General features: G+C 60.6%; 13 protein-coding genes. 6 read left to right on the plus strand and 7 right to left on the minus strand.

Translation table 11 applies throughout. From position 1 onward, the window contains the following. The first annotated feature begins 20 nt into the window (after window positions 1-20). The 5 genes from FF098_RS06985 to FF098_RS07005 are packed head-to-tail and all read left to right on the plus strand — an operon-like array spanning window position 21 to window position 4,587. Window positions 21-1,235 carry a D-alanyl-D-alanine carboxypeptidase family protein gene (locus tag FF098_RS06985; RefSeq protein WP_155138756.1) on the plus strand — a complete coding sequence of 405 codons (1,215 nt, stop codon included), beginning with the start codon at window positions 21-23 and terminating at the stop codon, window positions 1,233-1,235. After that, on the plus strand, window positions 1,232-1,870 hold the full coding sequence (gene tmk, locus FF098_RS06990; protein WP_155138758.1) for a dTMP kinase: 639 nt from the start codon (window positions 1,232-1,234) through the stop codon (window positions 1,868-1,870). The genes FF098_RS06985 and tmk overlap by 4 nt, the downstream gene beginning before the upstream one ends. Window positions 1,871-1,891: 21 nt before the next feature. After that, entirely contained in the window at window positions 1,892-2,929 is a 1,038-nt protein-coding gene (locus FF098_RS06995; RefSeq protein WP_166426369.1) for a DNA polymerase III subunit delta', read from the plus strand. A 3-nt stretch (window positions 2,930-2,932) separates the two neighbouring features. Continuing rightward, entirely contained in the window at window positions 2,933-3,721 is a 789-nt protein-coding gene (locus FF098_RS07000; RefSeq protein ID WP_155138762.1) for a TatD family hydrolase, read from the plus strand. Further along, the gene (locus FF098_RS07005; RefSeq protein ID WP_155138764.1) at window positions 3,718-4,587 is read left to right on the plus strand and encodes an MBL fold metallo-hydrolase; all 870 of its coding nucleotides are present in this window, start codon (window positions 3,718-3,720) and stop codon (window positions 4,585-4,587) included. Before FF098_RS07000 ends, FF098_RS07005 begins: the two co-directional genes overlap by 4 nt. Window positions 4,588-4,712: 125 nt before the next feature. Here the strand turns inward: FF098_RS07005 and FF098_RS07010 are convergent, their stop codons facing one another. Next, window positions 4,713-6,872 (minus strand): outer membrane protein assembly factor BamB family protein, encoded by a 2,160-nt coding sequence (locus FF098_RS07010; protein WP_155138766.1) that lies wholly within the window; start codon window positions 6,870-6,872, stop codon window positions 4,713-4,715. Window positions 6,873-6,991: 119 nt separating this feature from the next. On the opposite strand from FF098_RS07010, the gene FF098_RS07015 reads away from it, so the two are divergent. Then, window positions 6,992-8,569, plus strand: coding sequence for an alkaline phosphatase (locus FF098_RS07015; protein WP_229714532.1), 1,578 nt, complete (start codon window positions 6,992-6,994; stop codon window positions 8,567-8,569). Between the two features lie 6 nt (window positions 8,570-8,575). Here FF098_RS07015 and leuD read toward each other — a convergent pair whose 3' ends face one another. The 6 genes from leuD to FF098_RS07045 all read right to left on the minus strand — a co-directional run bounded on the left by leuD (window position 8,576) and on the right by FF098_RS07045 (window position 14,447). Next, window positions 8,576-9,178 (minus strand): 3-isopropylmalate dehydratase small subunit, encoded by a 603-nt coding sequence (gene leuD, locus FF098_RS07020; RefSeq protein WP_155138768.1) that lies wholly within the window; start codon window positions 9,176-9,178, stop codon window positions 8,576-8,578. Then, window positions 9,178-10,602, minus strand: coding sequence for a 3-isopropylmalate dehydratase large subunit (gene leuC, locus FF098_RS07025; RefSeq protein ID WP_166426370.1), 1,425 nt, complete (start codon window positions 10,600-10,602; stop codon window positions 9,178-9,180). Before leuC ends, leuD begins: the two co-directional genes overlap by 1 nt. Beyond that, window positions 10,599-11,645, minus strand: coding sequence for a 3-isopropylmalate dehydrogenase (gene leuB / locus FF098_RS07030; RefSeq protein ID WP_155138772.1), 1,047 nt, complete (start codon window positions 11,643-11,645; stop codon window positions 10,599-10,601). The genes leuC and leuB overlap by 4 nt, the downstream gene beginning before the upstream one ends. Window positions 11,646-11,663: 18 nt before the next feature. Then, entirely contained in the window at window positions 11,664-12,590 is a 927-nt protein-coding gene (locus tag FF098_RS07035) for a branched-chain amino acid transaminase (protein WP_155138774.1), read from the minus strand. A 35-nt stretch (window positions 12,591-12,625) separates the two neighbouring features. Then, entirely contained in the window at window positions 12,626-14,203 is a 1,578-nt protein-coding gene (locus tag FF098_RS07040; RefSeq protein ID WP_155138776.1) for a 2-isopropylmalate synthase, read from the minus strand. A gap of 94 nt (window positions 14,204-14,297) precedes the next feature. Then, window positions 14,298-14,447, minus strand: coding sequence for a hypothetical protein (locus tag FF098_RS07045; RefSeq protein WP_155138778.1), 150 nt, complete (start codon window positions 14,445-14,447; stop codon window positions 14,298-14,300). Window positions 14,448-14,455 lie beyond the last annotated feature (8 nt).

Below are 14,455 nucleotides of genomic sequence, written 5' to 3' on the forward strand. Positions count from 1 at the left end.
AAGCGAAATCCGGACGGACTATGGTTGCGTTTGCAAGAGCGGCGCTGCTTGGCATCATTGCATCCCTGACGATTGCAGGCGGCGCAGCCGCCCAGCAGCAGGAGCAATATTTCACTACCTCTGCCGAGCAGGCGATCATCCTCGATTATGAAACAGGCACGGTGCTGTTCGAGAAGAACGCGCAAGTACCGGTGCCGCCTGCCTCCATGAGCAAACTCATGACCGCAGCAATCCTTATGGACATGCTGCAGAAGGGCGAACTTTCTCCGGACACGCCCTTTTATGTCAGCCGCAAGGCCTGGCAGACTGGCGGCTCGAAGATGTTCGTCCTTGTCGATACGACCATTCCTGTCATCGACCTGTTGAAGGGTATCATCGTGCTGTCCGGCAATGATGCCTGCGTCGTTGTTGCAGAGAATATCTCTTCGCCACGCATGGGCAATATTACGCGCGAAAGCGAGCTTGGCAGCGTCGAAGCCTTCGCCGATATCATGAACCGGAAAGCACAGGAATGGGGGCTGACCCAGTCGACCTTCGCCAATCCGTCCGGCTTGCCTGACCCCAACCAGCTCATGAGCATGGGCGACCTGGCTAAGCTCTCGACCAAGATCATCCGGGATTATCCGGAATACTATGATACGATCTTTGACATGCCGGAATTTACCTGGTCCGACATCACACAAAAGAACCGCAACCCGCTCGTCGGTGCCTTTTCCGGCGCCGATGGGCTGAAGACGGGGCATACGGATGAATCCGGCTATGGTGTCGCCGGTTCCGCCATCAGAGACGGTGTGCGCCGGGTCATTGTGCTGCATGGCCTGCAAAGCGAAAGCGATCGCGCCCGGGAAAGCCGCCGTGTCATGGGCCTCGCTTTTTCCGAGTTTACCACGAGGCGATATTTTACCAGCGGCGATGTCGTCGGCGAGGCGGAGATTTTCCTCGGCAAGCAGGAAACCGTTCCGCTCAAGATCAAGAACAATGTCGTGTTTACTCGCCATAACCGCATCCTGCGCGGGGCCAAGGCAACGCTGCTCTATGAAGGGCCCATCAAGGCACCGGTTCGTGCGGAAACACAGGTCGGTCTTTTGCGCCTGGAAATTCCCGGCGAGACGCCAAGGGAATATCCTCTCTATACGGCGGAGCGTGTTGATGGCATCGGCATAGCCGGAAAGATGGGCATCGGCCTCAAGGCGCTATTCACTCCGCCCAGCGCCCGGGAAGACGAGCCATCCTGATGGCAGGGCTCTTCATCACCTTCGATGGCCCTGAAGGGTCGGGCAAGAGCACCCAGATCATTCGCCTGAAGGAATGGCTGGAAGAGGCTGGTCATGAGGTGGTCGTCACCCGTGAGCCGGGGGGTACTGACAATGCCGAAACCTTGCGCGACCTGCTGGTCTCCGGCGACACTGCATCCTGGTCACCGGTCTCAGAATGCCTGATCATGAATGCCGCCCGCGCTGACCATCTGGAACGTCTGATCCGCCCGGCACTGGCAGGGGGCAAGACCGTCCTGTGTGACCGCTTCATGGATTCGACCCGCGCCTATCAGGGTGGCGGTGGCAAGCTTGCCATGGATGATATTCTGGCGATCGAGCGCAGTGTCGTTGGTGAGACGGTGCCCGATATCACCTTCATCTTCGATCTTGATCCGGCCATCGGTCTTGAGCGTGCCGGCAAACGAAATGCTCATGGCGGCGAGGACCGCTTCGAGCGCAAGGGCCTCAACTATCATGAAGCCGTGCGAACGGTATTCAGGGATATAGCCACGGCAGAGCCCGACCGCTGCGTGCTGATCGATGCGGCGCAGCCCATCGACGATGTCACCTCCACGCTGCACAAGGTTTTGCAATCACGCGGCATTCCCGGTTAGATCATCGTCATGGCAAATCAAATGGCCGAAACAGAAGAACATCCATATCCATCACCGGAACAGCGGCTGAATCTCGCCGGTCACATGGCAGCCGAAACGCGCCTGCGCCAGTTGCTGGATGAGGGCGCACTGTCCAATGGCTGGATGCTGGCCGGGCCGCAAAACGTCGGCAAGGCGACGCTCGCTTACAGGCTAGCCCGTGCCTTTCTTGACCGGCAAAGCCTGACCGGAACGGACGGCCTGGCAACATCCGACAGCAAGTCGGCCCATCTGGTGGCGCAGAAAGCTCATCCGGACCTGTTCATCGCAGAGCGGCAATGGGATGAAAAGAAAGACAGGTTGGTTGGCGAGATCACTGTCGACACGATCCGCCAGATGATTGCCTTCATGGGGCGCACCTCCGGCAGCGGCTATCGCGTCGCCATCGTCGACAGCGCTGACGACCTCAACCGGAACGCTGCCAACGCGCTGCTGAAAGTGCTTGAGGAACCGCCAGCCAATGCGCTGGTTATTCTCCTCACTAGTGCACCGGGCCGTCTCCTGCCAACCATTCGCTCTCGTTGCCGTGTACTGACCTTGAAGCCATTGGAGGGTGCGGAAGTTGCCGCGTTTCTCGAGACGGAAGGCGCTGCTTCAGGCGACAAGGCGCTCGCATTGGCACAAGCCGCTGCCGGGCGTCCGGGCTTTGCCTTGCAGCTTGCCGCAGGTGAGGGGGCAGATGCCCTCGCCGCCGCCGTAAGTTTCATAAAGGGCTCGCTGGACGGTCGCGGCCTCGCCGCGCTGGCCGATCGCATGGCGCTGAAATCGGCAGAGCCGATGTGGGACAGTTTCAAGGCGATCCTGTTGCGCCAGCTATCGACCGCTGCCACAGCGCTCGCCACGGGTGAACCACTGCCGCAACAGCTTTCTGCGTTTCAGGGCCGCTCGCCGGGCAAGATTGCCGAGGCATGGGAAGAAATCTCCAATCTCATCGCTCGCGCAGAAGCTTTGAACACCAACCGTACCCAGATCGTTCTGGGCATGGGCGCGATCATGAAAAAACAGCTGAAAGGGGCCTGAGACATGTTCGTCGATAGCCACGTCAACCTTCATGGCGAGAAATACGAGGACGATCTCGCAGACGTTCTGGCCCGTGCAGCAGAGGCACGAGTCAGCCACATGCTGACGATCTCGGACCGTCTCCATTCATTGCCTGCCATCACCGCAATTTCCGAAGCCCATGCCAATATATGGCATTCCGTCGGCGTCCACCCGCATCACGCAAAAGACTATGCCGACCTGACGGCCGAAAGGCTGATCGAGCTAGCGCAACATTCGCGCGCCGTCGGCATCGGCGAATGCGGCATGGATTTCTATTACGAATATTCCGATCGCGAAGCACAGGAGCCTGTCTTCCGTGCTCATGTCCACGCCGCGCAGGAAACGGGCCTGCCGCTGATCATCCATACGCGGAACGCCGATGACGTGACCGGCGATATCATCAGCGGCGAACACGCGGCCAAGCCGTTTATCCCGCTTATGCACTGCTACACCAGTGGTCCGGAGCTGGCCGAAAAAGCGCTGTCCCTTGGCGGCTATGTTTCTTTTTCCGGCATCATCACGTTCAAGAAAGCTGACGACGTCCGCGCCATCGCCGAGATGGTGCCATTGGACCGTCTACTGATTGAGACCGACTGTCCTTATCTCTCGCCTGTACCGCATCGCGGCCAGCGCAATGAACCATCCTTCGTGCCGCATGTTGCCGAGAAACTGGCCGAGATAAAAGGTGTCGATACGGATGAACTTGCCAGGGTGACGACGGAGAATTTCTTCCGGCTCTTCTCAAAGGCCCAAATGGAGCAGGGGGCTTGACCCTGCGTGCGATCATCCTCGGCTGCGGCTCGTCCGGCGGCATTCCGCGACCAGGTGGGCCGGGCGGCAAGGGGCAGTGGGGTGATCTGGACCCGTCAGAGCCCAGAAATCGCCGCATGCGCTGTTCGCTGCTAGTCCAGAAAGAGCATCCCGAAACCGGCTGGTCGGAGCCTGAAACGTTAACGACCGTGCTGGTCGATACTTCGCCGGATCTGGCCCGACAATTTTTAATGGCCGAGGCAGCGCGTATCGACGCCGTGTTCTTCACTCACGATCATGCTGACCAGAGCCACGGCATCGATGATCTGCGGGCCATGGCGCTGTCGATGCGCGCGCGCGTGCCAACTTATATCGACCAGTCGCTGTCGCCGGAAATCGTCAATCGCTTCCGCTATTGCTTCGAACAGAAACCTGGCAGTGGCTATCCGCCAATCCTGGAACTGATCGACATGCCGAAATGCGGCAAGGCCCAAATCATTAACGGGCCATCGGGAGTTATCAGCGTCGTACCGTTTCTACAGCATCACGGCCGGATCGACTCGCTGGGCTTCCTGTTCGGCGAAGACGATTTCGACCCGTCAAATCTTAACGGTCGCGGCATCGCATATTCCAGCGACACGAATGCGCTGCCGGATGAGACATTCAAGCTGCTGGATGGCGTCAGCCTGTGGATCGTCGATGCGCTGCAGAGAAAGCCGCATCCGAGCCATTCGCATCTGGAACAGACTCTGAAATGGCTGACGCGTGTCGATGCACAGCGCGGCGTTCTAACGAACATGCATCTCGACATGGATTACGCAACGCTGTGCGATGAACTGCCGGAGAACGTCAGGCCAGCCCATGACGGCATGGTGCTGACACAATAAGGGATACAGAGCCCTGCAGCGCCACCCCACACTTGCCAGAACCCATATCCATAATTTGCGACAATATAAATTGTGCGCGAAAATGATGTCCAGAAATCCAGGCTCACTATTGGCGCCACATACCTCTACGGCGCCGCCTCTTCCTCGCTCTCTGGCAAGGAAAAGGCCACATAGCTGGACCCACGCTCGCCACGGCGTGCACCGCCAGCTGGCGTGACCACGAACTGGCGGCCATCGGCTTCATAAACCGCCGGCGTGCCGACACCGCTTTGCGGCAGTTCGTGCGACCAAAGCAGTTCTCCGGTCGCCTTGTCGAACGCCCTGAACGTCCGATCCTTCACCGTCGCACCGATGAACACGATCCCGCCGGCCGTCACAACCGGCCCGCCGTAATTCTCGCTGCCTGTGTCGGCCATGCCGTCAGCAACAAGCTCGGGATACTGGCCCAGCGGCCGCCGCCAGACATGCTCGCCACTCGACAGGTCTATGGCCGTCAGTGTGCCCCATGGCGGCGCGTTCGCCGGATAACCATCAGGGTCGAGCAGCTTGTTGTACCCGTCGATGACAAAGCGCGTATCGAATGGCTGGTCACGGACCATGTCGCTGTCGATCGCAGCATTCTCGCCGGTAAGCAAATGCGCCGCCAGCGCCGATATCGCCTCGGGCTCCAGCGCCGCGGCAAAGCCCGGCATGCGGCCATAGCCGCTGGAGATGATCTCCTCGACATCTGCCAGCGCATAGCGCGCCTCCAGCCCTTCCAGCGACGGAAACTCGCCTGTACCGGCCTTGTCCACGCCATGGCATGTCGCGCACATCGCTCCGTACAAGTCAGACGCACGACCAAGCTCGGCCCGGTCCGGATTTTCCTTCATCTTCAGGATCCACGGCACTTCATTGGCGTTGACGAAAAAATAGCCCGTTTCCGGATCGAACGCGCCGCCGCCCCATTCTCCGCCACCATCCATGCCCGGAAAGATCGCCTGCCCGGCAAGGCTTGGCGGACGGAATGGATGATGCTGATCGAACGCGGCTATCTGATCCTCGACAGCTGCCCGCGCTTCCGGCGTCCGGTCCGTCACGACGAAGTCCTGCCGCACGAAGGGCTCGGGCAGCATAGGCACAATCTGTGGACTGACCACCTGTTCCCCTGGCAGGCTCGATGGCGGCACCTCGACCTCTTCCAGCGGAAACAGCGCCTCACCCGTCTCCCGGTCCAGTACCCAGATATGGCCTGTCTTGGTAATCTGGATCAGCGCATCGACGCTTTGACCATCAATCGTCAGTGTGGCAAGCGTCGGGGGTGCCGGAATGTCCCGATCCCACAGATCATGCTTTACAAGCTGCCGATGCCAGACGCGCTTGCCGGTCTCGACATCCAGCGCGAGGATCGAATTGGCGAAGAGATTGTCGCCATGACGGTCGGCACCATAAAAGTCGGACGCCGCAGATCCGGTCCCGAGATAGACGATGCCCCGCGCCTCATCCAGCGCCATGCCGGACCAATTGTTCACACCGCCGGCATAGAGCCACGCATCCTCCGGCCACGTCTCATGGCCATATTCGCCGGGCTGCGGGATCGTATGGAATATCCATTTCATTTCGCCGGTGCGCACATCATAAGCGCGGATATGCCCCGGTGCCGTCGGCAGCTGCTCACCCATGCGCGTGCCCAACACCATGGTGTCGGCATGTATAACGCCGGGCGTTCCTAGCTCCGCATCCACCATGGCCGGGTCGCGGCCCAGCCCCTCGGCGAGATTGATCGCGCCGCCCTGCCCGAACGCGTCATCCAGCTCGCCGGTTTTCGCGTCGACGGAAAAAACATAGCGTCCGGCAATGCCGAACACCCGGGCCTCGCCGCCATCGCTCCAGTACATCAGCCCGCGCGGCGCACCCTTGAACCAGGTATTAGTCTCCTCAGGATACGGAAAGTTGAAGACCCAGCGCGGTTCACCCGTGACCGGATTGAGCGCATGAATGCCGCCTTCCGGCCCGGCGACATAGAGCATGTCGCCAGCGGCCAGCGGCGTCGAATGCATCGTGCCCGCCTGCCCGTCCTCGCCGGTATCATAGGTCCAGGCGACCTGCAGCAGACCGACCGTCTCGCGGTTGATCTCCTCGAATGGTGCATATTTCTGGTGAGCGTTTCCGCCACCATATAGCCACTGCGAAACCTCGACGGATTCTTCAACCACGTCAGGCGTGACGCTTTTCTCTTCCTCGCCTTGCGGCGCACCGCACGCGGCCAGCGACGCGACAAGCGCAGTGATGACAAAATATCTCATGGCCGTCCCTCCCGGCTCTGTTATAGGAGCATTGTTGCCTGTTTCGGCGCCTGCGCAAGTCGCCCCTTTGACGAAATGTCACAAAACATGGATATCAGGCATCCAAAGGAGACTTAACCATGCGCTTGATCACCACCGTTTGCCTGACAGCCCTCATCGCCGGGTGCGCCCAGATGCCATCCACCACAACGGATACATCCGCGCCGGAGGTGTCAGCCACTCTGAAAACGCCGCCAGCCATTCCGGCCCGCGTCGCAGGCAATGAGTGGTATGAAGGCGCACAGGAAACGCTGAAAGCCAACTTGGCGAAACGTCCGATCGACCGCCCGGCAAAGAACGTTATCCTGTTCATCGCCGATGGCATGGACCCGACGACGGTGACTGCAGCGCGCATCTTCGACGGCCAGCAGAAGGGCATGTCCGGCGAGGAGAACGTCCTCGCCTTCGAAACCTTGCCGCATCTGGCGCTCTCCAAGACCTACAATACCAACCAGCAGGTTGCCGACAGTGCCGGGACCGCCTCTGCCATGCTGACAGGCGTGAAGACCAAGGCTGGCATGATTTCCGTCAGTGACGAGGCCATGGTTGGCGATTGCCAGGGTGCGCTGGACAACCCGGTGATGACTGCCGGAGAACTCGCAAAGCAGGCTGGCATGGCCGTCGGCGTTGTCTCGACCGCCCGCCTCACCCATGCAACGCCTGCAACAGTCTATTCCCATTCCGCCGACCGCGACTGGGAAAGCGATGCCGACCTGCCGGAAGGTGCGGAAGGCTGCACCGACATCGCCAGCCAGCTCATCTCTTTCCCCTATGGCGATGGTATCGATGTCGCGCTCGGTGGCGGACGCGGCAATTTCATGCCAAAGGAGATGGCCGACCCCGAATATGAAAACCGCACCGGCCGCCGCACCGATGGCCGCGACCTGACGGCTGAATGGGAAGCGCAAGGTGGTACGTTCGTGTGGAACAAGGCAGGCCTCGCAAGCGCTTCAGGCAAGGTCCTCGGCCTGTTCGAGCCGTCTCACATGCAATATGACGCCGACCGCAGCGTGAACGACGAACCCTCGCTCTCAGACATGACGGCCACAGCCATTCATCTTCTGTCTGCTGACGAAGATGGCTTCTTCCTGATGGTCGAGGGTGGCCGCGTTGACCATGCCCATCATGGCGGGAATGCGTCCCGCGCCCTGAGCGATACCGTCGCCTTCGATGACGCTGTCGCCACGGCGCTCGCCATGGTCGACCTTGAAGACACACTGGTCATCGTCACCGCCGACCATGGGCACACCATGACCTTCGCGGGATATCCGAAACGCGGCAATCCGATGCTCGGTGTCGTCGTCTCGACAGAAGATGACGGTTCCCCCTCAACAGAGCCCTACCCGGCTGGCGACGGCAAACCTTACACAACGCTTGGCTATGCCAACGGTCCCGGCGCGGTGCTCATCGGCCATGACGAGGACGAGCATTTCGAACGCCCGGAAGTCTCCGACGAAGAAGCGCAAGGCCTGGACTACCAGCAGCAGGCGCTGGTGCCGGGCTATTCGGAAACCCATGGCGGCCAGGATGTGACGATCTTCGCCGGCGGGCCGCAGGCATATCTGTTCGATGGCACGGTGGAACAGAACTACATCTTCCACGTCATCGATTTTGCCCTCGGCCTTAACCAGCGGGCTGAAGCAGCGTCTGCGGAGTAATCAGGCTCAGGCGTAAAGCCAGGGGCGGGCCATCTTGTCCCGCTCCTCGAAAACCGTGATCGCCTTTTCGTCCTGCAGCGTCAGACCGATCTCGTCGAGCCCACCGAGCAGGCGCTCCTTGCGGAATGCATCGATCTCGAACTCCGTCACCTTGCCGTCAGGTGCTTTCACCGTCTGCGCCTCGAGGTCGACCGTGAACTCCCGGCCCGTCGCCTTCTTCAGCAGCTCCTGAATCTCCTTTTCCGGCATTGTGATCAGCAACAACCCGTTCTTGATCGCATTGCCGAAAAAGATATCGGCAAAACTTGGCGCGATGACGCAGCGATAACCGAGATCCATCAGCGCCCAGACGGCATGCTCGCGTGAAGACCCGCAGCCGAAATTCGGGCCAGCAATCAGGACCTTCCCCTTGTCATAGGGCGGCCTGTCGAAGGGCGATGAATTGCGCAGGTTCCCGTTCTCGTCATAGCGCACGGTCTTGAAGCAATATCTGCCGAGGCCGGTGCGGGAGATCGTTTTCAGATGCTCCGCCGGGATGATCACATCCGTATCGACATTGGAGCGGTAGAACGGCGTTGCGACAGCCGTCAGTGTCGTGAACGGTTCCATCAGGCAGGCTCCTTCGCCATCAATTCGCGTACATCGGTAAAGCGCCCGGCAATCGCCGCGGCTGCCGCCATGGCGGGCGAGACGAGATGGGTGCGGGCACCCGGCCCCTGCCGGCCGACGAAATTGCGGTTGGACGTCGAGGCACAGCGCCCCTGCGCCGGTACCTTGTCCGGGTTCATGCCGAGACACATGGAGCAGCCCGGTTCGCGCCATTCGAAGCCGGCATTGATGAAGATTTCATCGAGCCCCTCAGCCTCAGCCTGATCGCGTACTAGGCCGGATCCCGGCACCACCATCGCCAGCTTGATATTGGGCGCAATCGTCCGCCCGCGCAGCACATCGGCAGCGGCGCGCAGATCCTCGATCCGTGCATTGGTACATGAACCGATAAAGACATGATCGACACTGACATCGGCAATCTTCATACCCGGCCTCAGCCCCATATAGTCTAACGACTTTTCTGCCGCAGCCTGCTTCGCCTTGTCAGAGATAGTGGCAGGGTCCGGCACGACAGCGCTGATCGGCAGCACATCTTCCGGGCTCGTCCCCCAGGTCACCTGCGGCTCGATCTCGGCAGCCTGCAGCGTGATGTCGATATCGAACTCGGCATCCTCATCCGTGTAAAGTGTTTTCCAGTGATCGACGGCAACATCCCATTGCCCACCCTTCGGCGCAAACGGACGACCCTTGATATACTCGAAAGTCGTCTCGTCCGGCGCGACCAGGCCGGCACGGGCACCGGACTCGATCGCCATGTTGCACAGCGTCATGCGCCCTTCCATGCTCAGGGAACGGACGGCTTCGCCGGCATATTCGATGACGCAGCCCGTGCCGCCCGCCGTGCCGACCCGGCCGATGATCGCCAGCGCCATGTCCTTTGCCGTGATGCCCGGCGGCAGTTCACCTTCCACGGTCACGCGCATGTTCTTCGCGCGTTTGACGACCAGCGTCTGCGTCGCCATCACATGCTCGACTTCCGACGTGCCGATGCCGAAGGCCAGCGTCCCGAACGCGCCATGAGTGGAGGTATGACTGTCGCCACACACCATGGTCAGGCCCGGCTGGGTAAAGCCCTGCTCCGGCCCGACGACATGGACGATGCCCTGGCGCACATCCAGCATATCATAGAGCTGGACGCCGAATTCCTCCGCGTTTGCCATCAGCGCCTCGACCTGCTGTTTCGACATCGGGTCGGTGATCGGCTCGGTGCGCGGTGTCGTAGGCACGTTGTGGTCGAGCATGGCCAGCGTCGCATCGGTGCGGCGCATTCGACGCCCGGCGAGGCGCAGACCCTCGAAGGCCTGCGGGCTCGTCACTTCATGCACCAGCTGCCGGTCGATATAGAGAAGCGCATCGGCACCGCCACGGTCAGCAACGATGTGTGCGTCGTAAATCTTGTCGTACAAGGTCTTGCCAGCCATCACACCCTCCGTGCAATCGCGTCAGCAGCTTCGTCCGTAGACAACGTCCCGCCAAGATCGCCGGTCACATCCCCCGCATCGATTGCGCCATCTATGGCGGCATTGATCGCTGCAGCGGCCTCAGCCTCGCCCAAGCCTGTTTCGAGCATCATCGCGACGGACGCGATCATGCCAATGGGGTTGGCCTTGCCCTCGCCTGCAATATCCGGTGCAGAACCATGGATCGGCTCGAACACGCCCGGCCCGTCATCGCCCATGGAGGCAGACGGCAAGACGCCGATGGAGCCGGCTAGCATCGAGGCTTCGTCAGTCAGGATATCGCCGAACATGTTCTCGGTGACGATGACGTCGAAGTCAGCAGGCGAGGAAATCAGCTTCATCGCCATCGCATCGACCAGCATGTGGTCGAGCTTCACGTCAGCGTATTCCTCCGCCATCACGCGGGCCGTCACCTCGCGCCACAGCTTGGAGGTCATCAGCACGTTGGACTTGTCGACGGAGGTCACGCGGCCCTTGCGCTGGCGGGCCATGTCCCCTGCCCGGCGCACGATACGCTCGATCTCCGGCACCGTATATCGGCACTCGTCGCTCGCCCAGTCATCTCCGCGATCCTTCGCACCGAAATAGATCCCGCCGGTCAGCTCGCGCATGACGACGATATCGACGCCATCGAGATGCCCGTCACGAAAGGCCGTGCGCCCGGCCAGAGCAGGAATGTTCCGTACAGGACGGATATTGGCATAGACGCCCAGCGACTTGCGCATGGCGAGCAGGCCCTTTTCAGGGCGCTGCTCAGGCGGCAGGCCATCATATTGCGGCCCGCCGACGGCGCCCAGCAGGACCGCATCAGCCGCCTTGCAGGCAGCCTCGGTTTCCGCCGGGAACGGCGTGCCGGTTTCATCGACCGCCACGCCGCCGAAAAGGCAGTCCTGATAAGTCAGATCGAGCCTGAATTTTTCCGCTGCCGCGTCGAGCACCCTGCCCGCCGCTGTCATGATTTCAGGGCCGATGCCGTCGCCGGCCATCCGCACGATCTGTCTTGTCATTATTCGCCTCTTTAGATGCTATTTTTCGATGGGCTCCAGCCAGCCCCATTCGTCTTCGGTTTCTCCGGTGAAGAGACCGAAGAAGGTTTTCTGAATCTTGTCCGAGATCGGATAGTTGCCGTCACCGACCTGGTGATCGTCGACCGAAGCGACCTTGGTCACTTCCGCAGCCGTGCCGGTAAGGAAAATCTCGTCAGCCGCATACAGCATCTCGCGCGGGATATTCTGCTCTACGACTTCATAGCCGAGCTTGCGGGCCAGCGTGATCGCACTGTCGCGGGTGATGCCGCCGAGGATAGAAGCTGCGAAAGGCGGCGTGATGATCCGCCCGCCCTTTACGACGAACAGGTTCTCGCCGGCGCCTTCCGAAACGGTGCCGTCATGGGCAAGGCCGATACCTTCGGTATAGCCGCGCTTCTTGGCCTCGATGGTGATGAGCCGCGAGGACAGGTAATTGCCTGCCGCCTTAACGCCCGCCGGGATCGTGCCCGGGGCCGACCGCCGCCAGGACGAGACACCGACCTTGATGCCTTTTGCCATGGCTTCATCGCCCAGATACCGCCCCCAGGGGAAGCATACGATCGACACATCCGTCGGGCAGTCGAGCGAATACGGCCCGACCTCGCCATAACCGAGATTGGCGTTGATGCGAATATAGGCGGACTCAAGCCCGTTCACCCGCACCGTCTCGGCTGCGGCGTCGAGGATCTCCTGCTGTGTGAAGGGGATATCGATGTAATAGACCTTCGCCGAATAGAACAGCCGGTCGATATGGGCCTTGTTGCGGAAGATACAGGTGCCCTTGTGGTCGGTCTTGTAGGCGCGGATGCCTTCGAACGCGCAGGTGCCATAGAGCAGCGCGTGGGTCATCACATGGGTCGTCGCTTCCTTCCACGGAACGAGTTTGCCATTGTGCCAGATCTTGTCGACTTCCTGGATTGCCATGGGTCAGTGCCTTTCAAAGCTTTTCGCTACTATCATCAGGATTGCTGCGCACGGTTACGCACAATCCTGTTCATCGCGTCAAGATAGGCGATGACACTGGCAAACACGATATCGGTATGGACGCCCGAGCCATGGATGCGCGGGCGCCGGTCGACGCTCTCCTCGCCGCCGACGACCATCTCGTTTTCCGACGAGTTGTCGAGCAAGTGAACATCGGCCCAGCCCTGCGCATCGATGCCGGTACCGATAGACTTCACCGAGAAATCCTCCAGATGCACGTCGAGCCCGACGATCTCCTTGATCGAGGAGAATGCCGCGTCGAGCGGGCCGTTGCCCCGTGCCTCATGGGTATGAACCGTACCGTTCTGGTGGGTCAGGGTCACATGGGCCGTCGCATGTCCGTCACGTTCGGCCCCGGTTTTCAGCCCGGCGACCCGCCACGGGCCGCTGGCATTCAGCGACTGGCCCAAGATCAGCGACTTCAGGTCGTCATTGGTAACGTTCTTCTTGGAATCCGCCAGCTGCTTGAAGGCCTCGAAAACCTCGTTCAGTCGCTCGCCGGACAGATTGTGGCCCAGCTCCCGCGCCCGGTCGGCAAGCGCGTTACGACCGGAATGTTTGCCCAAGACCAGCAGCGATGTCGGCGCCCCGACATCGGAGGGCCGCATGATTTCGTATGTCTGCAGGTTCTTCAGCATACCGTCCTGATGGATGCCGCTTTCATGGGCGAAGGCGTTGTCGCCGACGATCGCCTTGTTGCGCGGCACGTCCTGGCCGGTCAGCCGGGCCAGCAGACGACTGGCGTTATAGAGCTTCGTCGTGTCGATCTGAGTCGACAGCTCGAAGAAGTCGGCGCGGGTGTTGATCGCCATCACCACCTCCTCCAGCGCGCAATTGCCTGCCCGTTCACCAATGCCGTTCAGGGCACATTCCACCTGCCGCGCCCCGCCGCGCACGGCGGCCAGCGAATTGGCGACAGCCATGCCCAGATCGTCATGGCAATGGGCCGAGAAGACGGCCTTTTCCGCGCCCGGCGTATTGGCGATGAGATAGCGGAACAGGTCCTCGATCTCCTGCGGCGTGGTATAACCGACCGTGTCAGGCACGTTGATTGTGGTTGCGCCTGCCTCGATCGCAGCACCGAATACCTGAACGAGGTAATCCCGCTCGGTCCGAATGGCGTCTTCGGCAGAAAACTCGACCTCGTCTGCCAGATCCTTCGCCTGACGTACCGAAGCGATTGTCTTTTCCAGCACTTGTTCCTTGCTCATACGCAGCTTGTGCTCGCGATGGATCGGGCTGGTCGCGATGAAGGTGTGGATGCGTTTCTTCGCAGCCGGTGCGATGGAATCGGCAACTGCCTGGATGTCCTTCTCGTTTGCCCGGGCGAGACCGCAGATGAACGTGTCGTGCATGTCCGACGCCTCGGTGGCGATGGCCTTCACCGCCGCGAAATCGCCCGGCGACGCCACGGGGAACCCGGCCTCTATGACATCGACCTTGAGTTCGAGCAGCGCCTTTGCCATGCGCACCTTTTGATCTAGGTCCATGGAGAACCCCGGTGCCTGTTCGCCGTCCCTCAATGTCGTATCAAAAATTCGAACCTGTTCCATTTGTCAGCTCAATGTCGCTTTGCTTGTCGTTTGCGTTAAAAAAAACCCCGTTTCGGCTGAAACGGGGCGGTGTCGACATCCTCTAGCGGATCGTCTACATCGCCCATCCCCTAAGAAGGAGCACGAGGCCCATGCCCGAAAGACCGGCCACGACCACGCCCAGAAAACGCACCTGCACTTCAGCATTGCGGGCAATCGCGATAGCTTTCGCTTTACGTCTCTGATAAGGGCTGCGGTAATGCATTACGGTCA

This window comes from Aquisalinus luteolus (assembly GCF_009712425.2).
Lineage (GTDB): Bacteria > Pseudomonadota > Alphaproteobacteria > Caulobacterales > Parvularculaceae > Aquisalinus > Aquisalinus luteolus.